This window comes from Natronococcus roseus, from assembly GCF_043677095.1.
GTDB lineage: Archaea > Halobacteriota > Halobacteria > Halobacteriales > Natrialbaceae > Natronococcus > Natronococcus roseus.
In genome coordinates, this window is sequence record NZ_JBHLJR010000006.1 from 238,760 (window position 1) to 260,667 (window position 21,908).

Below are 21,908 nucleotides of genomic sequence, written 5' to 3' on the forward strand. Positions count from 1 at the left end.
TGTGGCGTCGGGACGCAGCGCTTGCGTCGTCACAGTCGCTTCCGGACCGGAGACGAGGTTCCGCGACCGGTCGCTTCAAGGTATCAGCATCGAATACGGTCGGTATGAACTCGGCTGGTCCTCCGCCAACGAAGCGCGAAAACACGAGCTACGAACGACACGGCGACCTCGTAGACGATCCCTATCTCTGGCTCGAGGACGGCGGCGAGGCGGTCGACGACTGGGTCGACCGTCAAAACGAGTACGCCGACGCGTTCCTCGAGTCGATCGACGTTCGCGAGGAGCTACGGCCGCGCTTCGAATCGCTGGCGCGGACGACCGACTACGGGACGGTCACGGCTGCGCCGACGGGGTACTTCCAGGAGGTCGAACGCCCCGAGGACGATCAGCCGATCCTGTACTTCCGGGAGTCCCTCGAGTCGGACCGGGCGGTCCTCGTCGATCCCAACGAGTTCAGCGACGACGGAACGAAGTCGATGGGCTGGTGGACCGTCTCTCCCGACGGCGAGCGACTCGCCTACGGCGTCCACGAGGGCGGCGACGAGCTGTACGACGTGACGGTTCTCGAGGTGCCCGACGGAACCGTTCTCGAGGAGCTCGCCGACCTCGGCCGGGTGAACCCCGGGATGTTCGCGTGGACGCCCGAGGGATTTTACTACGGTCGCACGGGTCTCGAGGACGAGAGCCAGCTCGAAAAGGAGATCCGCTACCACGAGCACGGCGACGCCCTCGACGCGGACGAGCTCGTCCGCGAAATCGACGATCCCGCGACGTGGCCGCTCCTCACTACCGACAGGAGCGGGCGTCACCTGCTCGTCGCGCTCGCGATCGGCTGGGAGCGAAGCGATCTGTTCTACGCCGCCGTCGGCGACACGGAGCTGACGCCCGTCATCACCGACGCCGACCACTTCTACACGCCGCTGATCCACGACGAGACGGCCTACCTGCGAACCGACCTCGAGGCACCCTTCTACCGATTCCTCGAGCTCGACCTCTCCGACGGCGGTAGCGAGGTCGATCCCGCCGAGCTGCCGGAGGTCGTTCCCGAACGCGACGGGATCGTCAAAGGCGCGACCGTCGCGGACGACCGCCTGCTGATCCAGTACGAGCGCGCGGCCGTCGCCGACCTCGAGGTGTTCGACCTCGACGGCGACCACCTGCGATCCGTCGAGCTGCCCGGAGCGGGAACGGTCGCCGGGCTGAGCGGCAACCGCGACGCCCCCGAGGCGTTCTTCAGCTACCAGTCGTTCGACCAGCCGCCGACGGTATTTCGGTACGATCTCGAGACGGGCGACGTCGCGGAACTCGACCGCCCCGACGTCTCGCTGGGCTTCGACGTAACCGTCGAACAGGTTCGGTACGAGTCCGCCGACGGCACCGAGGTTCCGATGTTCGTCGTCCGCCGCGCCGACCTCGAGCGCGACGGCGACAGTCCGACGCTGCTGTACGGCTACGGCGGCTTCGAGAACAGCCTGACGCCGACCTTTCAGACGTTCGGACGGGAGTTCCTTCGTTCGGGTGGGGTCTACGCCCAGGCGAACCTCCGAGGTGGCGGCGAGTTCGGCACGGAGTGGCACGAGGCGGCTCGCCACGAGGACAAACAGAACACGTTCGACGACATGATCGCCGCCGCCGAGTACCTGATCGAGGAAAGGTACACCTCGAGCGACCGACTGGCGATCCGGGGCGGCTCGAACGGCGGACTGACCGTCGGCGCCGTGTTGACCCAGCGACCGGAGCTGGTGGCGGCGGTCTGCTGTCAGGTCCCCCTACTCGACATGCTCCGGTTCCACACGTTCCTGCTCGGCGCGTCCTGGACGAGCGAGTACGGGTCGCCGGATGATCCCGAGGCGTACGAGTGGATCAAGGAGTACTCGCCGTACCACAACCTCGAGCCGTCCGAGGAGGGTGGCCCCGAGTACCCCGCCGTCCTCTTCGAGACCGCCGAGAGCGACACGCGCGTTCACCCGGTCCACGCCTGGAAGATGGCCGCCCGCATGCAGGCCGTCGCCGACGGCGGCCCGTTCCTCTGTAAGACGAACCGCGACACCGGCCACGGGACAGGCAAGCCGACCTGGATGGTCGTCGAGGAGCAACTCGACGTCTGGTCGTTTTGCTTCGAGCAACTCGAGGTCGAGTACGTCGAACCGTAGTCGTCGTGCTGTGCCGCGAATCAAGAGTAGAACAGCGGGGGACGCCGATCCCTGCCGGACTCGCTTTCGGCCGCGTCGACCTCGAGCGCCTCTCCACTCTCGTTTCCGAGCAACCGATCCAGCACGTCGACGGCGGCCTCGCGGTGTAACGGTCGGTTGTCGTTGCCACACTGGTCGTCCATCACGCAGGCCGGACAGCCGTCGACGCGGCCGCAGTCACAGTTCGCGATCAGCTCCCGCGCGCGCTCGGCGACGGCCTCGAAGTTCTCGTAGATCGCCCGCGAGAAGCCGAGTCCGCCGTCGATCCCGTCGTAGATGAACCAGCCGCTTTTCGGCTCGTGCTCGAGCCCGTCCGCGATCTTTCTGACGGTCGCCTCGGCCGCGGCGACGTTGCGCGGAGCCTCGCCCGCCGTCCCGTCCTCGCCCCGTTCCCGCTCGAGGTGTGAGTCGATCGACAGCGTCGCGAGCCCGCCCAGGTCGCGCTTGTCGACCATCAGCTCGAGCGGTGCGACGCCGATCGTCGCGTGCTCGGCGGCGTGGAGGCCGCCCGCGTAGCCGAGGTGGGCCGTCGCCGCGATTTCGTCCTTGTCCTCAAGCGAGAACTCGCGGTAGCGCTCGACGAGCGCCCGCTCGAGAGCGGCGGGTACCTCGAGCCAGCAGAGCTGCGTGTCGATCGACAGCGGCGGGTTCTCCGTCGGAATCCCCTGCTCTTCGGGCTTGCCGCTGTCGACGTCGACCCGGTCGTAGGTGCCGTGGTAGACCAGCACCCGTCCGCGCCCGAAGTGGAGCGTGAAGTCGCCGATCTCGCGAGACGCCTCCGGAACGGCGTCGAGGACCGTTACGTCGGTCCGGGTCCGGGTGTAGCAGTCGGCGTCCGTCGGCCGGAGCGTCACCGTGGGTCGGGGCGAGTCGTGGTCGACCGCGCACACCTCGTACTGCCGGCCCTCGTGGAGCCTGACCGCGCCCTCGTGGAAGTCCCGCAGGACTCGCTCCTCCGCGAGGGGCTCCATCTCGGGATCGTGGCGCTCGTCGACGCCGTCGGCGAGTTCGACCGCGTACTCCTCGCCCGACGTCGCGTACAGCGAGATCGACCCCTGGGGGCGGGGCGGGCCGACGTGGGAGACCCCGGTCTCGAGGTGGCCCGCCAACCGGCCCGCGCGACGCCACATCTCGACGGCGCGCTCGAGTCGGTCGCGGTCGGCGAACGCGCCGACGTCGCGCTCGTCGAGGGCGAGTTCGTCCGCCGCACACAGGAGGTGCCGGGCGAACACCGCGTCGTTGTCGACGTCGACGACCGCGTCCTCGACGTCGGTCTCGAGCAGGTAGTCGGGGTTGGTCGCAACGTACTGATCGAGGGTACGATGCCCCGCCACGAGCACCGACAGTGCCCGCTTGGTCCCGCGGCCCGCGCGGCCGATCTGCTGCCAGAACGACTGGCGCTGGCCCGGATACCCGAGCTGGACCGTCGCGTCCATCTCGCCGACGTTGATCCCCAGCTCGAGGGCGTTCGTCGAGGCGACGCCGTCGAGCGCGCCCGTCTTGAGTCGGTGTTCGGTCCCGTGGCGGTTGGCCCGGGAGTGGCCGGCGTGGTAGGGTTCGATTTCGCTCTCCCGATCGGGGTTCGCGTAGTACCGGCTTCGGTCGCGGCGGTGGGTCGACGCCCGCCTGATCGACAGCTCGGCGAGCTTCCTCGAGGGCGTAAACAGCAGCGTCTGGGCGTCGTGATAGCACAGGTGTGAGAGGAGCTTCGGCGCCTCGACGCTCGCGGGAACGCGGTCGACGACGGCGTCGTCAGCTTCGTCCTCGCTCCCGCCGGTGGTCGTCGAATCGTCGTCCGTACCGTCCGCTCGCGCTCGAGCCGGCGGGTTCCAGAGCACCAGCTCCCGCGGTCCAGTCGGAGAGCCGTCCTCGTCGACGACGGTAACAGATTCGGCGATCAGGGCGCTCGAGTGCTCGCCTGGGTTGCCGATCGTCGCGCTCGTGAGCGCGAACTGCGGGTCGGCGCCGTAGTACTCGAGCACCCGCTTCAGCCGACGAATCACCCAGGCGACGTGCATACCGTGGACGCCGGTGTAGGTGTGGGATTCGTCGACCACGACGAGGTCGCAGGTCGAGAGAAAGCGCGCCCAGCGGTCGTGATCGTGCAGGTACGTGTTCACGCCCGCGAAGTTCGAGATGATGACGTCGGCCTCCTCGCGGATCTGCCGTCGGGTCTCGCCGGGGTCCGTGTCGCCGTCGTAGACCCGAACCGAAATATCGAGTCCGAGTCCGTCGAAGAAGTCGTTCAGCTCCCGCTCCTGATCCCGCGAGAGCGCCTTCGTCGGGTACAGGACGTACGCGGTCGAACGCTCGCCGCGTGCGCGCGCCTCGAGGACGTTCCGCGCGATCTCGAGGGCGTAGATCCGGGTCTTGCCCGACGACGTGCTCGTCGCGACGCAGACGTTCTCGTCGCGCTCGAGCGCCGCGAGCGCCTCGGCCTGGTGGGCGTACAGGTCGTGCTCGAGGGGGCCGGCGAGCTCGGGCCGCAGGACCTCGTCGTTCGGCACCGTCGACGCCTCACGGCCGGGAATCTCGAGGACGGAGACGTCTTCCTCGTCGCGGTAGCGGGGGAAGGTCTCGAGCAACTCGTCGCCGGTGATCGGCACGTCCTCTCGGCTCCCGTCGGTCGCGGTGTCGTCCGTGTCCATGCTCAGAAATCACCCAGTCCGGTCTGCTCGCCGCCCGTCGTTCCGGCCGGGGTTGCTCCCTCGGCCTCCGCCGGGGACGCGTCGCTCGGATCCGCCGCCCGCGGCGCGTCCCGGAGTCGCTCGTAAACGTGCCACAGCGCTCGACAGTCGTCCTCGCAGTAGGCCTCGTGGCGACCCCAGTCGAGCTCCTCGCCGGTTCGCAGAAACCGTTGGTAGGCCGCCGCCGTCCGCGCGCCGTCGAGGCCGGTTCCCGTGCCCTCGTAGCCGAGCGCGCCGGCGACGTCCTCGAGTTTGTTCGTCCGACCCGGGAGGAGCGCGTGCCCCTCGCGGACGGCCCAGTCGTAGAGATCGAACTTCGGTACCGACTCCCACTCCTCGACGTAGTACGGTACGTGGCGCGCGACGAACGCCCCGAGGTGGCGGTAGTCGAAGCGCCAGCCGTTCCAGGTGAGCAGCGCTCTGTCGGAGTGGCTGGCGAACAGCCAGTCACAGAGGGCCTCGAGCACCGGCGCCGGATCGTCCGGCTCGTCGCACTCGACGAACGCCCGGTAGGAGTCGTCGGCCGGGTCGTAGACCCCGATCTGCCAGAGGATCGTCGGCGAGAGTCCGTCGGTCTCGATGTCGAGACACAGCGGCGGTCGACCGCCCTCGGCCGGGAGCGACTCGTCGGTGAGCCGCCGGGGTTCGCCCGTCTCGAGCACGGTCGCGTGGCGGTGCATCCGGCGAGCGCCGTCCCGACCGACGCCGGGGTAGTCTGCGAGTTCGTCGATCGGCGTCTCGAGCAGTTCGGCTCTGGTCGTCACCTCGTCGTTGGCGAGTCGCTCGGCCGTCTTCGGACCGATGCCGGAGACCGCTTCGAGGCCGAAGTTCGAGGTTTCCGACGTGTCGACGGCCGCGACACCGGTTTCGTCGACTTCGAGGACGGCCAGCGACGCCGAGCCGCCGTAGCCCTCGACGGGACCGATACCTCGAACCCGAACGGAGACACAATCGTCGCCAGCCGGCTCGCACTCGAGTTGCGGCTCGTGCTCGACGGCCCGAACCGTACCCGTCTCGGCTTCGAGGTGCCACAGCTCGTCGTAGCCGGCGGGGATGCTGCCGCTCAGGACGGTCGTCACCCGACCGGTCGGCAGTGCAGCCGCGAGTTCGGCTGCCCCCTCGAGGGCCGTCTCGAGCGCCGTCGGTCGCGTCGTCGTCGTCACGTCGTCACAGACGACCGCGATCGGACTCGAACGCGAACGCGGGTCGGACAGCACACTCGAGACGTCCGCGGGAGACGCGCGAAGCGCGCGGAGACTCCGAACGACCGCAACCTCGAGTTCCGTTCCGATCGGCTGACGGGAGACGACTTCCCCGTTCGTCTCGAGCGGTGGGTGAAACGCCGGCGCGTCGAACGCCTGTCGCGTCTGCGCGAATGCCCGCGCCTCGCGTTCGGGACCGAGCAGCCAGATCGCGTCGGGCTCGAGGGTCGCGTCCACGTCTGCGAGGATCTCGGCCGGGCGCCCGAGAACGGCTGACGGCGGTAGGGCGAGCAGGCGGGCCCCGGCATGACTCGTCATCGGCCGGGGAGACGGGCGGGCGGACAAAGAGGGTTTGGACAGCGCGGTGAAAGTGGACGATGCCGACGGTCGGCGCCGCAACGGTTAACTGCCGGCTGCACACACGTGTATACATGGCCGACACGGAGTACCGAAACGTTCGGCTCACCGAGGAGGCGTACCGGCGGCTCGAGAGCCACAAGCGAGCGGGCGAGTCGTTCTCCGACACCGTCGAGCGAATCGCCGGCGAGCGGTCGCTGCTCGACCTGTCGGGAATCCTCTCCGAGAACGAAGCCGAGGAGATGCGGGAGGCGATCCACGAACGCGACGACCGGTCCCGCGAGGAACTCGATCGCCTCGTCGACGACCTCGACTCGTGATCGTCGACACCGACGTCCTTATCGACGTGATGCAGGACCGCGATGTGGCGAAACGGAAAATCGCGTCCCTCGAGGAACGCGGCGTTCCGCTTCGCATCTCGGCGGTGTCGCAGTTCGAGCTCTATCACAGCCTCGAGCGCGTCGAGAACGCCGGCGAACGTCGTCGACAGATCGAACTCGTTCTCGATACGCGGACGGTGTACCCTGCCGACAGCACGGTGATGAAAAAGGCAGGGAGAATCGATGGTCGCCTCGCCTCGGCGGGGCGAGCGATCGGCATCGGCGATACGATCGTCGGAGCGACGGCGCTCGTCCACGAAGAGCCCGTGCTCACGAGAAACGTCGCACACTTCGAGCGCATCGACGGGCTCGATATCGACTCTTACTGACCGAGGGATCTCGGAACCCACAAGACCGAGTATCGAAAAGGCAGACACAATGCATCAGTACCTCGAGCTCGTCGACTCGGTACTCTCGGACGGGACCCACAAACCCAACCGGACCGGGGTCGACACGATCTCGTCGTTCAGCGAACACTACGAGGTCGACCTACGGGAGGGGTTCCCGCTGTTGACGACCAAGAAGATGGACGGCTACCGCTGGAACTCGATGCTCCACGAGGTCGCCTGGTACCTCTCGGGCGAGGAGCACATCCGGGAGCTGCGCGAGGAGACGAAGATCTGGGACGCGTGGGCCGACGACGAGGGGCGTCTCGACACCGCCTACGGCCGGTTCTGGCGGCGGTATCCGGTTCCGGACGACGAGAGCCAGCTCGAGGGCGAGTCCTGGCCCGACGAGAGTCACCGCTGGGTCACCGAGGAGGGTGATCAAAGAACGTTCGATCAGCTCCAGTACGTCGTCGACACGCTCTCGGACTCGCCGAACTCCCGACGGCTCGTCGTCAACGCCTGGCACCCCGCGAACGCGGCCGTCTCGACGCTGCCGCCGTGTCACTACTCGTTCGTGTTCAACGTTCAGGGCGATCGGCTGAACTGCCACCTCACGCAGCGCTCGGGCGACGTCGCGCTCGGGATCCCGTTCAACATCGCGGCCTACGCACTCTTGACGAAGGTCGTCGCCCAGCAGACCGGGTTCGAACCCGGAACCTTCGCTCACACCGTCGTCGACGCCCACGTCTACTGCGGTCGCGGCGAACGCGGCGAGTGGTACGCCGACAACCTCGAGGCTCTGCAGTCCCGGCTCGCCGACGTCGACGACCGCGAGGAGTACCGCGAGATCCGTGAGTGGCTCGAGTCCGAAGCCCCCGCCGAGGCCGACGGCGACGAACGCCTCGATCACGTCCCCGGGCTGCTCGAGCAATGCTCTCGAGAGCCGCTCGAGCGGCCGACCCTCGAGATCGGCGACGCCTCGATCGACGAGTTCTCGGTGGCGGATCTCGAGCTGCGGGGGTACGACTCCCACGAGGGGCTCCGCTTTGCGGTGGCAGAATGACGGAGCGAAAACTCGGGACCGGGCTCGAACTCGCCGCCATCGTTGCCGTCGCCGACAACGGCGTCATCGGGAGGGACGGCGAGATGCCCTGGCACCTCCCGGAGGACCTGGAACACTTCAAGGAGACCACGATGAACCACCCGGTGATCATGGGGCGGGTAACCTACGAGGGCATCCTCGAGGCACTGGATGGGCCGCTGCCGGGACGGACGACGGTCGTGCTGACGAGCCGGGAGCTCGAGACCCCCGAGAACGCCGTCGTCGCCGGGAGCCTCGAGGACGCCCTCGAGGAAGCCGAACGCGCGGCCGAGGAGCGCCACGACGGAGCCGACACAGCGTTCGTCGCCGGCGGTGCAACGGTGTATGAGCAGCTCCTTCCCGCGCTCGATCGCCTGATCGTCACGGAAGTCCACCGCGATCCGGAGGGCGACACCGAGTTCCCCGACTGGAACCCCGACGACTGGACCGAGGTCGATCGGGACGAGCGCGACGGGTTCGCGTTCGTCGAGTACGTCCGCCAGGGGTAACCGATGCAGGGGTCGATCGCCGACGCCGTCGCTCGCGCGCTCGGGGCCGACGTCGTCGGCACCGCTACGCTCGAGGGCGGCCAGATCGGCTCCGTTCACCGCGTCGAGCTGGCCGACGGCTCGTCGGTGGTCGCGAAGACGGGCGAGACGCCCCTCGAGGTCGAGGCGTTCATGCTCGAGGCGCTCGCGGCGGAGAGCGAACTCCCGGTACCCGGCGTGTATTACTCCGACTCCGACCTGCTGGTGATCGAGCACGTCCCGGGGACGACCGACCACGGTCCTACCGTCGCGCGCGACGCGGCGGACCACCTGGCCCGGCTGCACGGCGTCGAGGCCGAGGCGTTCGGGTTCGAACGCGACACCCTCACCGGTCCCGTTCGGCAGCCGAATCCGCGGACCGACTCCTGGATCGACTTCTACCGCGACCGGCGCCTCGCGCACGTCGCCGACCTGGCGCTCGAGTCGGGGTCGCTGTCGCCCTCGCTCGCGAAACGGCTCGAGACACTCTACTCGGAGCTCGAGAAGCTGCTCTCCGAGCCCGCGGCGCCCGCGCTGATCCACGGCGACGTCTGGACCACGAACGTGCTCTCTCGGGGCGGCGAGGTGACGGCGTTTCTCGACCCCGCGATGTACTACGCTCATCCCGAGGTCGAACTCGCCTACGTCGACTGGACCGGAACCTTCGGCGAGCCCTTCTTCGAGCGCTACCGGGAGCGCCGCGGAATCGAGGCGGGCTTCTTCGACCGGCGGCGGTACGTCTACCGGCTCTATCCGCTGCTCGTCCACGCCCACCTCTTCGGCGGTCGGTACTCCGGGCGGCTCGAGGCGACGCTCGAGCGGCTGGGGTACTAACTCCGACCAAGGGGGAACGAACTCCTCGAGCGACCCTCGATCCCGCCCGCTCCCGTCGGACACCTCGAGCGTTTGAAACGGTCCTCCGAGCCGCCAAATATAGGGAGTATATGTTCTCTAGGGAATATTCTCGAGGGATTCAAATACCACGGGTTCGCAGCTCGAGTATGGTAGTTGATGAGTTTTCGGAGGCGATCCGGGAGTTCGAACACGACGGCGAGACGTACAAGATGGCGGACCTCACGGTGCTGGAGGAGGAGGGACTCTGCGACCTCGAGAAGCTGCCGGTGAGCATCCGGATCCTGCTCGAGTCCGTGCTGCGAAACGCCGACGGCGGCCAGATCGACGCCGACTCGATCCGCGCCGCGGCATCCTGGGAACCGGACGTGCCGGACGCCGAGGTGCCGTTTACGGTGTCGCGGGTCGTCCTGCAGGACCTGACCGGTGTTCCTGCAGTAGTGGACCTCGCGGCGCTGCGCTCGGCTGCGGACCGCAAGGGCGTCGACCCGACGGTCGTCGAACCCGAGGTCCCCTGCGACCTCGTGATCGACCACAGCGTCCAGGTCGACCACTTCGGCAGCGCCGATGCCTACGAGAAGAACGTCGAGATCGAGTACGAGCGCAACGAGGAGCGCTACCGCGCGATCAAGTGGGCCCAGCAGGCGTTCGACAAGTTCAACGTCGTCCCGCCGGGAACGGGGATCGTCCACCAGGTCAACCTCGAACACCTCGGCCGCGTCGTCCACGAGCGCGAGGAAGACGGGGAGCAGTGGCTCGTCCCCGACACGCTCGTCGGCACCGACAGCCACACCCCCATGATCGGCGGCATCGGCGTCGTCGGCTGGGGGGTCGGCGGCATCGAGGCCGAGGCCGCCTTGCTTGGCCAGCCGATCAACATGAGCCTGCCGGAGGTCGTCGGCGTCCGCCTCGAGGGCGAACTCCCCGAGGGGGCAACGGCGACGGACCTCGTGCTCCACATCACCGAGAAACTGCGCGAGGTCGGCGTCGTCGACAAGTTCGTCGAGTTCTACGGCCCCGGCGTCGCCGAACTTTCGGTCGCCGACCGGGCGACCATCTCGAACATGGCCCCCGAACAGGGGTCGACGATCAGTATGTTCCCCGTCGACGAGAAGACCCTCGAGTACCTCGAGCTCACGGGCCGGGATCCCGATCACGTCGAGCTCGTCCGCGAGTACCTCGAGGCCCAGGGCCTGTTCGGCGAGCAGGAGCCCGAGTACACCGAGACCGTCGACTTCGACCTCGGCGACGTCGAGCCGAGCCTCGCGGGCCACAAGAAGCCCCACCAGCGCATCCCGATGGGAGACCTCGACGAGCACTTCCCGAACCTGCTCCGGGAGGAGGGCGTCCTGGGTGCGGGCGGCGAGCCCGCCATTAGTGACGGCAGCGGTACGGCCACGGCGGAGGCGACTGACGCCGGCCCGGGGCTCGCGCTCGACGAGAAGGTGCCCGTCGAACTCGAGGACGGCCGTGAGGTCGAGATCGGCCACGGCGACGTCCTCGTCAGCGCGATCACGTCCTGTACGAACACCTCGAACCCGTCGGTGATGGTCGCCGCCGGCCTGCTGGCCCGCAACGCGGCCGAGCAGGGGCTCGCGGTGCCCGACTACGTCAAGACGAGCCTCGCGCCCGGCAGCCGCGTCGTCACGGAGTACCTCGAGCGGGCGGACCTGCTCGACGACTTAGAGGAGCTGGGCTACCACGTCGTCGGCTACGGCTGTACGACCTGTATCGGCAACTCCGGGCCGCTCCCGAAGCCGATCGAGGACGCCATCGACGAGCACGACCTCTGGACGACGAGCGTCCTCTCCGGAAATCGGAACTTCGAGGCCCGAATTCACCCGAAGATCAGGGCCAACTACCTCGCCAGCCCGCCGCTGGTCGTCGCCTACGGGCTCGCCGGCAAGATGGACGTCGACCTCGAGACCGAGCCGCTCGGCACGAACGACGACGGCGAGGAGGTGTTCCTCGAGGACGTCTGGCCGGACGCCGAAGAGATCCGCGAGACGATCCACGACGCCGTCTCCCCCGAGATGTTCGCGGAGAAGTACGCCAGCGTCTACGAGGGCGACGAGCGCTGGGAGGCCCTGAACGCCCCCGAGGGCGACGTCTACGACTGGGACGACGAGTCGACCTACATCCGCGAGCCGCCGTTCTTCCAGGACTTCCCGCTCGAGAAACCGGGCGTCGACAACGTCTCCGACGCCCGCGCGCTGCTCACCCTCGGCGACACGGTCACGACCGACCACATCAGCCCCGCGGGACTGTTCGGCGAGGAGCTGCCGGCCGGCCAGTGGCTCAGCGAGCGCGGCGTGCCGGTCCACGAGTTCAACACCTACGGCTCCCGCCGCGGGAACCACGAGGTCATGATGCGGGGGACGTTCGCGAACGTCCGCATCGAGAACGAGCTGCTCGACGGGAAAGAGGGCGGCTACACCGTTCACCACCCGACCGGGGAGGAGACCACCGTCTTCGAGGCCTCCGAGCGCTACCGCGAGGCGGACACCCCGCTGATCGTCATGGCCGGCGAGGAGCTCGGCACCGGCTCGAGTCGTGACTGGGCTGCGAAAGGCACGGACCTGCTCGGGGTCCGCGCGACGATCGGCAAGAGCTACGAGCGGATCTACCGCGACAACCTCATCGGCATGGGCGTCCTGCCCTTGCAGTTCGACGAGGGCGAGGGCTGGGAAGAGCTCGGCCTCGAGGGCGACGAGCACTACGCGATCGAGGGACTCGAGGACGGCCTCGAGCCCAACGCCGAACTGACCGTCACCGCCACCGACGACGACGGCGAGACGACGGAGTTCGCGGTGACCGCACAGGTCGACACGCCGATGGCGGTCGAGTACGTCGAGAACGGCGGCGTCCTCCACCTCGTGCTGCGGCGGCTGCTGCGAGAAGAGACGAACTGATCCCGACCGACACCGATTCTTTTAGCGGCTCGCCCGAACCCGACGAGCGCGAGGGAGAGGGACGCCCGCCGAAGAGCGAGCGTCAGCGTCTTTGGGGCTCCGCACGCAACGTCGATCGATGACCGACCTGCGATACCTCCCCGACGCGGACGGCGTGACCGCGTTCACCGCGACGATCACGGAGACGAGCGAGGACGGCGTCTTCCTCGACGGGACCTACTTTTATCCCGAGGGCGGCGGCCAGCCCGCCGACCGCGGCGTCCTCGAGTGGGACGGCGGCCGCGCGGACGTGGTCGACGTCCGGAAGGACCACGGCGACGTGCGCCACGACGTCGAGCTCCGAGCGGGGGAACTCCCGACCGAGGGGACGACGGTCGAGGGTCGGATCGACGAGGAGCGTCGCCGCAAACTGAGCCGGATGCACACCGCCCAACACGTCGTCTCTCGCGTCGTCCTCGACGAGTACGGGGCGGGCACCGCCGGCAACCAGGTCTACCCGGATCGATCGCGGATCGACTTCGAGCCCGCGTCGTTCGACGACGCGGATCTCGCACGCATCGAACGGCGGTCGAACGAGGCGATCGAGCGCGACCTCCCAGTTACCAAGGAGAACCGTCCGCGGCCAGCCGTCGAGGACGCGGTCGACGAGGGTCGCGCACTGTTGGATCTGATCCCCGACTCCGTCGACCCGCTCCGCGTGGTCGAGATCGAGGCGTTCGATCTGTGTCCCTGCGGCGGCACCCACGTCTCCCGACTCGGCGAGATCGGGCGGATACGCGTCACCGACCACGTCTCGAAGGGCGAGGACGTCGAACGGATCGAGTTCGAACTCGAGGATCCGACCTGAACGGCGGCGCCGCGTCCCGGCCGCGAGGAGCGCGGGCTCGAGCGCGTCGTCACGCCATGATCGCGTTCGCGGGTACGTCGGGCTTTTCCGGCGTCCGATCGTAGGTCATCCCATGACCACCCCGACCGAGCGCAATCGGCTCGACGAGGAGGAGAGTCCCTACCTGCGCCAGCACGCGGACAACCCCGTCAACTGGCAGCCCTGGGACGAGCAGGCCCTCGAGACCGCGCGCGAACAGGACAAACCGATCTTCCTCTCGATCGGCTACTCGGCGTGTCACTGGTGTCACGTCATGGAGGAGGAGAGCTTCGCCGACGAGGAGGTCGCCGACCTGCTCAACGAACGCTTCGTCCCCATCAAGGTCGACCGCGAGGAGCGACCCGACGTCGACAGCATCTACATGACCGTCTGCCAGCTGGTCAGCGGCGGCGGCGGCTGGCCGCTGTCGGCCTGGCTCACGCCCGAGGGGAAGCCGTTCTACGTCGGCACGTACTTCCCGAAGCGCTCGAAGCGGGGCCAGCCGGGCTTTCTCGACCTCATCGAGGGGCTGGCGGACTCCTGGGAGACCGACCGTGAGGAGATCGAGAACCGGGCCGACCAGTGGACCGAGGCCGCCCGCGATCAGCTCGAGGAGACGCCCGACTCGATCGGCGCCGCGGAGCCGCCATCCAGCGACGTGCTCGAACGGGCGGCCGACGCCGCCCTCCGGGGCGCGGACCGCCAGAACGGCGGCTTCGGCTCCGGCGGGCCGAAGTTCCCCCAGCCCGCCCGACTGCGAGTCCTCGCCCGGGCGTACGACCGCACCGGACGCGACGAGTATCGCGAGGTCCTCGAGGGCTCGCTCACCGCCATGATCGAGGGGGGACTGTACGACCACGTCGGCGGCGGCTTTCACCGGTACTGCGTCGACGCCGACTGGACGGTCCCCCACTTCGAGAAGATGCTGTACGACAACGCCGAGATCCCCCGAGCGCTGCTCGCGGGCTACCGGCTCACGGGCGACGAGCGCTACGCCGACTCCGTCCGGGAGACCCTCGAGTTCGTCTCCCGGGAGCTGACCCACGACGAGGGCGGCTTCTTCTCGACGCTGGACGCCCAGAGCGAGGATCCCGAAACCGGCGAGCGCGAGGAGGGCGCCTTCTTCGTCTGGACGCCCGCGGAGGTCCGGACCGTCCTCGGGGACGAAACCGACGCCGACCTCTTCTGTGCCCGGTACGACGTCACGGAGTCGGGCAACTTCGAGGGACGGAACCAGCCCAACCTCGCGGCCTCGATTCCCGAACTCGCCGACCGGTTCGATCTCGAGGAGCGCGAGGTCCAGGAGCGTCTCGAGAGCGCACGCAAACAACTGTTCGAAGCTCGCGAGGAGCGTCCGCGACCCAACAGGGACGAGAAGGTGCTCGCGGGGTGGAACGGCCTGATGATCTCGACCTGCGCCGAGGCCGCCCTCGCACTGGGCGAGGACGCCTACGCCGAGATGGCGACAGACGCCCTCGAGTTCGTTCGCGACCGGCTCTGGAACGCCGAGGAGGGTCGGCTCTCGCGGCGATTCAAAGATGGAGACGTAGCGGTCGATGGCTACCTCGAGGACTACGCCTTCCTCGCCCGCGGGGCGCTCGGCTGCTACGAGGCCACCGGCGAGGTCGACCACCTCGCCTTCGCGCTCGAGCTAGCTCGCGGCATCGAGGCCGAGTTCTACGACGCCGAGCGCGAGACGCTGTACTTCACGCCCGAGAGCGGCGAGTCGCTCGTCACCCGGCCCCAGGAGCTGACCGACCAGTCGACGCCCGCCGCCGCGGGGGTCGCGGTCGAGACCCTGCTCGCGCTCGAGGACTTTGCCGACGAGGACGACGAGTTCGAGGGGATCGCGGCGTCGGTCCTGCGAACCCACGCGGGCCGCCTCGAGTCGAACGCCCTCCAGCACGTGACGCTGTGTCTGGCGGCCGATCGCCTCGAAGCGGGACCCCTCGAGATCACGGTCGCGGCCGACGAACTGCCCGACGAGTGGCGCGAGGCGTTCGGCTCGCGGTACCTGCCCGATCGACAGTTCGCGCTCCGACCGCCGACGGCCGAGGGGCTCGAGGAGTGGCTCGCGGCGCTGGGACTCGAGGACGCACCCCCGATCTGGGCCGGCCGCGAGGCTCGCGACGGCGAGCCGACGCTGTACGTCTGCAGAAATCGAACCTGCTCGCCGCCGACCCACGACGCCGACGAGGCCCTCGACTGGCTCGCGGCGTCGGAGGCCGACGGAGAGCTGGGCGACGACGTGCCGTTCTAACGGCTCAGACCGTTTCGGTCTCGAGTTCCTGCTCGAGCTGGCCCGCGATCCAGACGGCCGGCGGGACGCGCTCCTCCTCGACGAACCGGGTGAGCTCCGCGCCGTCGTCGTCCTCGACGACGATCGTCGGAATGTACTCGACGTCGTAGGCGTCGACCTTCGGTCCCTCCTTGTTTTCGTCGAGGCTGATCTCCTCGATTCGCTCCTCGGGGACCTCGGCTGCCTCGAGCGCCGCGGCGAAGTCGGGAAGCAGCGCTCGGCAGTCCTTACACCAGTCGCCGGCCCAGACCCGGTAGGTCACCTCGTCACGGTGGGCCGCGAGGGTGTCGACGGCGTCATCGTAGGAGGCGGCGTCCCACGTCGGGTTCGGTCGCATGGTCTCGAGGCTCATACCCTCGAGTTCCGTCTCCGGGGGCTTAACCGCCGCGCTTCGGCGAGCGGACCGATGACATTTTTACGGGAAGCGAAAGAGATATTAAGTATGGTATTCGACGCGATCGGCGACGCCGGCCACGAGCAGGTATCGTACTTCACGGATCCGGAGACGGGGCTGCGAGCGATCGTCGCGATCCACGACACGACGCTCGGGCCCTCGCTGGGCGGCACGCGGATCCTCGACTACGACTCCGAGGAGGCGGCCCTCGAGGACGTCCTGCGACTCTCTCAGGCGATGACGTACAAGGCGGCCGCGGCCGACCTCCCGCTGGGGGGCGGGAAAGCGGTCGTCCTCGGCGACCCAGACGAGGTCAAAACCGAGGCGACCCTCGAGGCCTACGGCCGCGCGGTCGACCGTCTGGGCGGACGGTACATCACGTCGGTCGACATCAACTCGAGCGCCGCGGAGATGGACGTCGTCGCCCGCCGGACCGACCACGTCGTCGGCGCGAGCGACGGGCTAGAGAATCCGTCGGGCGTGACTGCACACGGCGTGTTCTGCGGAATTCGGGCCTGCGTCGACCACGTCTACGGCGACGACGATCTGGAGGGCCTCGAGGTCGTCGTCCAGGGACTCGGCAAGGTCGGGCGATCGCTGGCCGAGGAGCTGCTCGAGGCCGGGGCCGCGGTGACGGTCTCGGACGTAAACCGGGAAGCCCTCGAGGCGTTCGCGGCCGAGCACGGCGCCGACACCGTCGAACCCGACGCGGTGTACGACCAGTCCTGTGACGTCTTCGCGCCGTGTGCGATCGGCGGTATCTTGAACGACGAGACGATCCCCACGCTGGAGTGTGACATCGTCGCGGGCGCCGCGAACAACGTGCTGGCCGAACGCCGCCACGCGGAGGCGCTTCGCGAGCGCGGCATCTTGTACGCGCCCGACTACGTGATCAACGCCGGCGGCCTGATCACCGTCGCCAAGGACCACTTCGGCGGCAGCTACGAGGAGGCCTACGCGGAGGCCGAGGCGATCGAGGGACGGCTGCGCGGGATGATCGAACGCGCCGACGAGGAGGGAACGACCGTCCTCGAGGCGGCCGAGACTTACGCCAAGGAGCGGATCGCGGGCGCGGACGGCGAGTCGCAGTCGGTGCCACAGCCGTAGTCCGTCGAGCCCGCTCGCTCCCGGCCGCCGACACCGGCACGTCCTGCGAGGGCCAGTACGGGTTTACGTCTTGGCTTCCTACGCGCTCGCAATGAAGGGAAGCATCCTGGACACGATCGGCTCGCCGCTCGTCCAGGTCGACTCGCCGGAGGGAGCGACCGTCGCCGCCAAGGTCGAATCCTTCAACCCCGGAGGGTCGGCCAAGGATCGGCCGGCCCTCGAGATGATTCGAACGGCCGAGCAGGAGGGACTGATCGAGCCCGGCGACTGGCTCGTCGAGCCTACCAGCGGCAACACCGGGATCGGCCTCGCGCTGGTCGCGGCCGCTCGCGGCTACGATCTGACGATCGTGATGCCGGCCTCGAAATCCGAGGAGCGACGGCGGATCATGGCCGCCTACGGCGCCGAGCTCGAGCTCGTCGAGGGCGAGATGACGGAAGCCCGCGAGCGCGCCGACGAGCTCGAGGCCCAGGGAGCGGTCCAGCTCGGCCAGTTCGAGAACCCCGCCAACCCGCAGGCCCACTACCGGACGACCGGCGAGGAGATCCTCGACCAGGTCGGCGACCGCGAGGTCGACGCCTTCGTCGCCGGCGTCGGCACCGGCGGCACCCTCTCCGGGACGGGGCGACGACTCCGCGAGGAGTTCCCCGAGATGGATGTCGTCGCCGTCGAGCCGGCCGAGAACGCCGTCCTCTCGACGGGCAAACCCGGTAACGACGACTTCCAGGGGATGGGGCCGGGCTTCGTCAGCGACAACCTCGACGTCGACCTGATCGACCGCGTCGAGACGGTTCGCCTCGAGGACGCCGAGGACGAGTGTCGCCGGCTGGCCCGCGAGGAGGGGATCCTCGTCGGCCAGTCCAGCGGCGCGACGAGCCTCGTCGCGAACCTGATCGCCGCGGAGATCGCCGAACCCGAGGCCGGCTGTCCCGAGGTTCCGGACGTCTTCGACCGACAGCCCCAGACGGCCCCCGAGACCGACGGCGGGACCCTCGAGGACTGTCCGCTGGTCGTCACCGTCTTCTGGGACAGCGGCGAGCGCTACCTCTCGACCGGCCTCTTCGACTAGCGGTCGCTACAGTCGCTCTTTCACCTTGGCGAACGCTCTTTATCTCACGCCCCATCAGTCGGATGTATGAAACGTCGCTCCAGACGCGAGCTGTTGACCGGGACGGCTGGTGGAATCGCCCTCCTCGCCGGCTGCATCGGCGACGACCCGTCGGACGCTGACGACGGAACGAACGACGACGGAACCACAGACGGCGAGACGTCGACCGACGACGACCGGGAGAGCGAGGACGGTGCGGACGACGACGAGAACGAAGATACCGGGGCGGACGACGGCGAGGAAACCGACGACGACGGGGGAGGGGACGGGGACGAGGACGGAAGTCCGTCGATCGAGGACGCGGCGTTTACCACCACCGAGCCGCGCTCGGAGCCGGCCGCGACGCTGTTGGCCGACCGGGAGGACGCCGACGCGTGGCTCGCGGAACGGGACGTCGACGAGGAAGCCGAGACGTTTCTCGAGGAGACCGCGTTCGACGAGGCCTCGCTCGTCGCGCTCGAGGCCCGCGGGCCGAACCTCTGTTACGAACTCGGTCTCGAGTCGGCGGCACTCGAAGCGGGAGCGATCCGACTCGAGGCGGTCGCCGACGACGGTGACGACGCCGACAGCTGCGCACAACAGGAGGTGACGGTGGGTCGGCTGGTCCGGATCTCCGACGGCAGCGATCCGGTCGGTGAGGGATCCGCGACGATCGTCGACCGTTCCGGAGACGCCCACGAGTTCGACCTCGGTGCCGACGAGTGAGGAGCGATCGGGAACCGAGACCGTCGGCTACGGCGAGTGCTCCGCTTCGGTCAGTCGGACGACCAGTGTGTCCGTGACGTCCCGAAGGTCGTACTCGGGGAGTTCGCCGTCGGTGCGACGAACGTACAGCGGCTCGACGAGCCGCGGTCTTGCCGGGGCGCTCTCGGGACCGTCTGCCGTCTCGTCGTCCTGATCCCCGTCTGGTTCCTCCGGGCGCTCGAGCCCGTAGATCTTGCAGAACTTCCCGGTGTCGCCGGCCTCAAGGGCGCCGTTTCGAAGCTCGGTCGCCAGCGACCGCGAGAGCCACTCCGTCTCGCTGACCGAGGGCTCCTGGACGATCGCCTCGTCGACGAACCGGGTGAGATACCAGTCGAGATCGTTCAGCAGCGAGACCGCCGCGCCGACGCTGACGGTTCGAACGGCGAGAGCGTTCTCGAAGGGCCGCTCGAGGTCGTAGGTCGCGAGCGCCTCGCGGGAGGTCTCCCTCGAGAGCAGTTCGTACTGGAGGTTCACCTCGGGATCGCCGACGAGACAGACGCGAGTCACTGTTCGGTGGTGGGTATGTCTGGGTAATGGGCGTTTCGTCTCCTCGTCGTGGCGGTCTGAACTGCCGAACGGTGGGGACTATCGAAAGCCCCGTCCCGGCTCGAGTCCTCGAACTCGAGCCGGGACGCCCCTTTCAGTCCCACCCGGAGCGGAAGGGACGGAAAGCTATAGCGGCGTGGGTTGCGGAGGATCGACGCGTCAGGGTTCGACCAGTTCAGCGCCCCGTGCGGCCGCCTCGGCTCGCTCGAAGAGGTCGTCCGGCTCGGCCGCGAGCAGGGGTTTCAGCCGAGCGTTCGTCTCGGCCCTGTCGGGCGCGACGCGGTTGCAGCCGGCGTCGATCGTCGACTCGACGAAGGTTCCGATCTCGCGAGCCTGGGCGACGATTTCGTTCTTGTCTCGAGTCAGGAGCGGCCGGTGGATCGGCAGGCGGGTCGCGCGGCTCGTGACGCCGAGGTTCTGGACCGTCTGGCTCGACTTCTGGCCGGCGGCCTCCCCGGTGACGATCCCGTGGGCGTCGACGCGTTCGGCCAGCACCTCCGCGGCCCGGTAGAAGAACCGTCGCATCGAGAGCATCCGTCCTTCCTCCATCTCTTCGACGAGGACGGAGATCGTCTCCCCGCCGGGAATCTTGTACACCTGCGTGTCGAAGTTCGGGGCGTACCGCGAGAGGACGCGGACGGTCTCCATCGCCCGGGCTTCGTGGTCGATTCCGCCGAACGGCCCTAGATCGACGTACACCGGGACGATCGGGCTTCCGCGTTTCATCATCTCGTAGGCCGCGACGGGCGAATCGATCCCGCCGCTGATCATCGCGATGACCGGTTCCTGGGCGCCGAGCGGAAGCCCGCCCGGGCCGGACCGCTTCTCGAGGGAGAGGAAGGCTCCCTCCCGGCGAACCTCGACGCCGAAGGTCAGATCGGGGTCGTCGAGGTCCACTTCGGGCTCGAACTCGTCGGCGACGCTATCCCAGACGGTCGATCCACCCTCTCGGGCGAGGTCCTCGCTGTCGTAGGGCAACTCCTTGTCGGCTCGTCGCGCGTCGACGGCGAAGCTGCCGCCGTCGTAGCGGGCGCGTGCGATCTCCTCGAGGGCCTCGAGGATCGCCGCCTGCTCGGTGCCGACCGTGAGACACGGGCTGGCGGAGACGACCCCGAACGTGTCGGCCGCTGCGGCCGTCGCGTCTTCGACTGCCTCCTCGGTCGTGTGGATCAGGAGTCGGCTCCACCGGTGCTCGACCTCCCCGGGAACCGACCGGTCGTCGAGGATCGCCTCGAGATTCTCAGCGAGGAGTCCCTCCATGTACCGCCTGACGGTGTTGCTCTTGGTGTTGATGTCCCCGTGGCGGACGAGGACGGTGTCGGCTCCCGGCGGGTGCATACCGAATCGTAGCCGGGTGCGAGTATAAGGGGATTACGAGCCGGGGGCGTTAGCGCTCGGCGACCGCGAGGCTCTCCTCGAGCACCGTCCGGATCTCGTCGGCCGCGGCGTCGTCGGTCGAGACCAGTGGCGGGCGGACCTCGTCCGAGGGGATCACGTCGCGGTGGACCAGCCCCGTCTTCGTCGCCTGGGCGAAGCCGTAGGCGCCGCAGGTCTCGAACAGCGGGGCGATGGCCTCGGCCTGGAGATCCTGTCCGCGCTCGGTTTCGGCCGCGTCGACCGCCTCGCGGAACGTCCGCGGAACGACGTTCGACAGCGCGTTGATTCCGCCGTCCCCGCCCAGCCGAATCGACGGGACGAGCAGCGAGTCGTACCCCATCAGACAGCGGAACGCCTCGGGAGTCTCTCGGACGAGCGACTGGAAGTAGGTCAGATCGCCGCTCGAGTCCTTGATTCCGACGAACTCGTCCCGTTCGGCGAGAGCCGCGACCGTCTCGGGTTCGATTCGCTGGCCCGTGTACTGGGGGATGTTGTAGAGGACGATCGGCAGGGTCGTCTCCTCGGCGATCCGCTCGAAGAATCGCTCGTTTCCGCTGGGAGCGTTCGCCGGGGTGAAATAGGGCGGGACCAGCGCGGCCGCGTCCGCGCCGGCGTCCGCGGCGTTGTCGACGTGGTCGACGGCCTCGCCGACGCTCGTCGCGCCCGAGCAGGCGATCACCGGGCCGTCGGCGTGGTCGACGGTCAGTTCGATCACGCGGCGGCGTTCCTCGGGAGTGAGACTCGGAAACTCCCCGGAGGTGCCACAGGCGAAGACGCTATCGACCCCGCCCTCGCGGAGGTGTGCGAGCAGGTCGACGAGCGCGGCTTCGTCGATCTCGCCGTCGTCGAACGGCGTGATGGTCGGACAGCCGATCCCGCTGAGTGCGTCGTGAAGGTCCATGGTGGGGGCAGTATCGCTCGCGTGAAAATCGTTGCCCTCGCGGCGATA

Annotated in this window: 18 protein-coding genes; 12 read left to right on the top strand and 6 right to left on the bottom strand. The window is 68.5% G+C overall.

Features of this window, described 5'->3' with window-relative positions; genetic code table 11:
* The first annotated feature begins 104 nt into the window (after positions 1–104).
* Positions 105–2,153, top strand: a complete 2,049-nt coding sequence (locus ACFEMD_RS17435; protein WP_394742531.1) for a prolyl oligopeptidase family serine peptidase — start codon at positions 105–107, stop codon at positions 2,151–2,153.
* A gap of 20 nt (positions 2,154–2,173) precedes the next feature.
* Here ACFEMD_RS17435 and ACFEMD_RS17440 read toward each other — a convergent pair whose 3' ends face one another.
* Both ACFEMD_RS17440 and ACFEMD_RS17445 read right to left on the bottom strand, forming a co-directional pair.
* Complete coding sequence (locus tag ACFEMD_RS17440) at positions 2,174–4,840, bottom strand: DEAD/DEAH box helicase (protein WP_394742532.1); 2,667 nt, start codon at positions 4,838–4,840, stop codon at positions 2,174–2,176.
* A gap of 2 nt (positions 4,841–4,842) precedes the next feature.
* Positions 4,843–6,399: a ribonuclease H-like domain-containing protein gene (locus ACFEMD_RS17445; RefSeq protein ID WP_394742533.1), complete on the bottom strand. Its 1,557-nt coding sequence runs from the start codon at positions 6,397–6,399 to the stop codon at positions 4,843–4,845.
* Positions 6,400–6,512: 113 nt separating this feature from the next.
* Between ACFEMD_RS17445 and ACFEMD_RS17450 the strand changes: the two genes are divergently transcribed.
* The 8 genes from ACFEMD_RS17450 (at position 6,513) to ACFEMD_RS17485 (ending at position 15,644) form a co-directional block, all read left to right on the top strand.
* On the top strand, positions 6,513–6,758 hold the full coding sequence (locus tag ACFEMD_RS17450) for an antitoxin VapB family protein (RefSeq protein WP_394742534.1): 246 nt from the start codon (positions 6,513–6,515) through the stop codon (positions 6,756–6,758).
* Complete coding sequence (locus tag ACFEMD_RS17455) at positions 6,755–7,147, top strand: PIN domain-containing protein (RefSeq protein ID WP_394742535.1); 393 nt, start codon at positions 6,755–6,757, stop codon at positions 7,145–7,147. The genes ACFEMD_RS17450 and ACFEMD_RS17455 overlap by 4 nt, the downstream gene beginning before the upstream one ends.
* Positions 7,148–7,196: 49 nt before the next feature.
* Positions 7,197–8,210 (top strand): thymidylate synthase, encoded by a 1,014-nt coding sequence (thyA, locus tag ACFEMD_RS17460; RefSeq protein WP_394742536.1) that lies wholly within the window; start codon positions 7,197–7,199, stop codon positions 8,208–8,210.
* Entirely contained in the window at positions 8,207–8,737 is a 531-nt protein-coding gene (locus ACFEMD_RS17465) for a dihydrofolate reductase (RefSeq protein WP_394742537.1), read from the top strand. The genes thyA and ACFEMD_RS17465 overlap by 4 nt, the downstream gene beginning before the upstream one ends.
* Before the next feature lie 3 nt (positions 8,738–8,740).
* Positions 8,741–9,589 carry a fructosamine kinase family protein gene (locus tag ACFEMD_RS17470; RefSeq protein ID WP_394742538.1) on the top strand — a complete coding sequence of 283 codons (849 nt, stop codon included), beginning with the start codon at positions 8,741–8,743 and terminating at the stop codon, positions 9,587–9,589.
* A gap of 167 nt (positions 9,590–9,756) precedes the next feature.
* Positions 9,757–12,519, top strand: a complete 2,763-nt coding sequence (gene acnA, locus ACFEMD_RS17475; protein ID WP_394742540.1) for an aconitate hydratase AcnA — start codon at positions 9,757–9,759, stop codon at positions 12,517–12,519.
* Between the two features lie 118 nt (positions 12,520–12,637).
* Entirely contained in the window at positions 12,638–13,366 is a 729-nt protein-coding gene (locus tag ACFEMD_RS17480; RefSeq protein WP_394742542.1) for an alanyl-tRNA editing protein, read from the top strand.
* A gap of 112 nt (positions 13,367–13,478) precedes the next feature.
* Positions 13,479–15,644: a thioredoxin domain-containing protein gene (locus tag ACFEMD_RS17485; protein WP_394742543.1), complete on the top strand. Its 2,166-nt coding sequence runs from the start codon at positions 13,479–13,481 to the stop codon at positions 15,642–15,644.
* A gap of 4 nt (positions 15,645–15,648) precedes the next feature.
* Here the strand turns inward: ACFEMD_RS17485 and ACFEMD_RS17490 are convergent, their stop codons facing one another.
* On the bottom strand, positions 15,649–16,035 hold the full coding sequence (locus ACFEMD_RS17490; protein WP_394742544.1) for a TlpA family protein disulfide reductase: 387 nt from the start codon (positions 16,033–16,035) through the stop codon (positions 15,649–15,651).
* A 90-nt stretch (positions 16,036–16,125) separates the two neighbouring features.
* Between ACFEMD_RS17490 and ACFEMD_RS17495 the strand changes: the two genes are divergently transcribed.
* The 3 genes from ACFEMD_RS17495 (at position 16,126) to ACFEMD_RS17505 (ending at position 18,997) form a co-directional block, all read left to right on the top strand.
* A complete protein-coding gene (locus ACFEMD_RS17495) occupies positions 16,126–17,184 on the top strand; it encodes a Leu/Phe/Val dehydrogenase (RefSeq protein WP_394742545.1) in 1,059 nt (352 codons plus the stop codon).
* 91 nt (positions 17,185–17,275) lie between these two features.
* Entirely contained in the window at positions 17,276–18,253 is a 978-nt protein-coding gene (locus tag ACFEMD_RS17500; RefSeq protein ID WP_394742547.1) for a PLP-dependent cysteine synthase family protein, read from the top strand.
* Between the two features lie 66 nt (positions 18,254–18,319).
* The gene (locus ACFEMD_RS17505) at positions 18,320–18,997 is read left to right on the top strand and encodes a hypothetical protein (RefSeq protein ID WP_394742548.1); all 678 of its coding nucleotides are present in this window, start codon (positions 18,320–18,322) and stop codon (positions 18,995–18,997) included.
* A gap of 27 nt (positions 18,998–19,024) precedes the next feature.
* Here the strand turns inward: ACFEMD_RS17505 and ACFEMD_RS17510 are convergent, their stop codons facing one another.
* The 3 genes from ACFEMD_RS17510 to ACFEMD_RS17520 form a co-directional block, all read right to left on the bottom strand.
* Positions 19,025–19,543 carry a DUF5804 family protein gene (locus ACFEMD_RS17510; RefSeq protein WP_394742549.1) on the bottom strand — a complete coding sequence of 173 codons (519 nt, stop codon included), beginning with the start codon at positions 19,541–19,543 and terminating at the stop codon, positions 19,025–19,027.
* A 198-nt stretch (positions 19,544–19,741) separates the two neighbouring features.
* Entirely contained in the window at positions 19,742–20,920 is a 1,179-nt protein-coding gene (locus ACFEMD_RS17515) for a tRNA sulfurtransferase (RefSeq protein WP_394742550.1), read from the bottom strand.
* Between the two features lie 49 nt (positions 20,921–20,969).
* Entirely contained in the window at positions 20,970–21,860 is an 891-nt protein-coding gene (locus tag ACFEMD_RS17520) for a dihydrodipicolinate synthase family protein (RefSeq protein ID WP_394742552.1), read from the bottom strand.
* Positions 21,861–21,908: the final 48 nt, after the last annotated feature.

What these genes read in the sequence shown, in the direction of transcription:
- ACFEMD_RS17450 (WP_394742534.1), top strand. Translation starts at nt 6,513, where the DNA reads ATGGCCGACACGGAGTACCGAAACGTTCGGCTCACCGAGGAGGCGTAC.
- ACFEMD_RS17490 (WP_394742544.1), bottom strand. Translation starts at nt 16,035, where the DNA reads ATGAGCCTCGAGACCATGCGACCGAACCCGACGTGGGACGCCGCCTCC.
- acnA (WP_394742540.1), top strand. Translation starts at nt 9,757, where the DNA reads ATGGTAGTTGATGAGTTTTCGGAGGCGATCCGGGAGTTCGAACACGAC.
- ACFEMD_RS17445 (WP_394742533.1), bottom strand. Translation starts at nt 6,399, where the DNA reads ATGACGAGTCATGCCGGGGCCCGCCTGCTCGCCCTACCGCCGTCAGCC.
- thyA (WP_394742536.1), top strand. Translation starts at nt 7,197, where the DNA reads ATGCATCAGTACCTCGAGCTCGTCGACTCGGTACTCTCGGACGGGACC.
- ACFEMD_RS17495 (WP_394742545.1), top strand. Translation starts at nt 16,126, where the DNA reads ATGGTATTCGACGCGATCGGCGACGCCGGCCACGAGCAGGTATCGTAC.
- ACFEMD_RS17520 (WP_394742552.1), bottom strand. Translation starts at nt 21,860, where the DNA reads ATGGACCTTCACGACGCACTCAGCGGGATCGGCTGTCCGACCATCACG.
- ACFEMD_RS17435 (WP_394742531.1), top strand. Translation starts at nt 105, where the DNA reads ATGAACTCGGCTGGTCCTCCGCCAACGAAGCGCGAAAACACGAGCTAC.
- ACFEMD_RS17470 (WP_394742538.1), top strand. Translation starts at nt 8,741, where the DNA reads ATGCAGGGGTCGATCGCCGACGCCGTCGCTCGCGCGCTCGGGGCCGAC.
- ACFEMD_RS17500 (WP_394742547.1), top strand. Translation starts at nt 17,276, where the DNA reads ATGAAGGGAAGCATCCTGGACACGATCGGCTCGCCGCTCGTCCAGGTC.
- ACFEMD_RS17465 (WP_394742537.1), top strand. Translation starts at nt 8,207, where the DNA reads ATGACGGAGCGAAAACTCGGGACCGGGCTCGAACTCGCCGCCATCGTT.
- ACFEMD_RS17480 (WP_394742542.1), top strand. Translation starts at nt 12,638, where the DNA reads ATGACCGACCTGCGATACCTCCCCGACGCGGACGGCGTGACCGCGTTC.
- ACFEMD_RS17485 (WP_394742543.1), top strand. Translation starts at nt 13,479, where the DNA reads ATGACCACCCCGACCGAGCGCAATCGGCTCGACGAGGAGGAGAGTCCC.
- ACFEMD_RS17515 (WP_394742550.1), bottom strand. Translation starts at nt 20,920, where the DNA reads ATGCACCCGCCGGGAGCCGACACCGTCCTCGTCCGCCACGGGGACATC.
- ACFEMD_RS17505 (WP_394742548.1), top strand. Translation starts at nt 18,320, where the DNA reads ATGAAACGTCGCTCCAGACGCGAGCTGTTGACCGGGACGGCTGGTGGA.
- ACFEMD_RS17440 (WP_394742532.1), bottom strand. Translation starts at nt 4,840, where the DNA reads ATGGACACGGACGACACCGCGACCGACGGGAGCCGAGAGGACGTGCCG.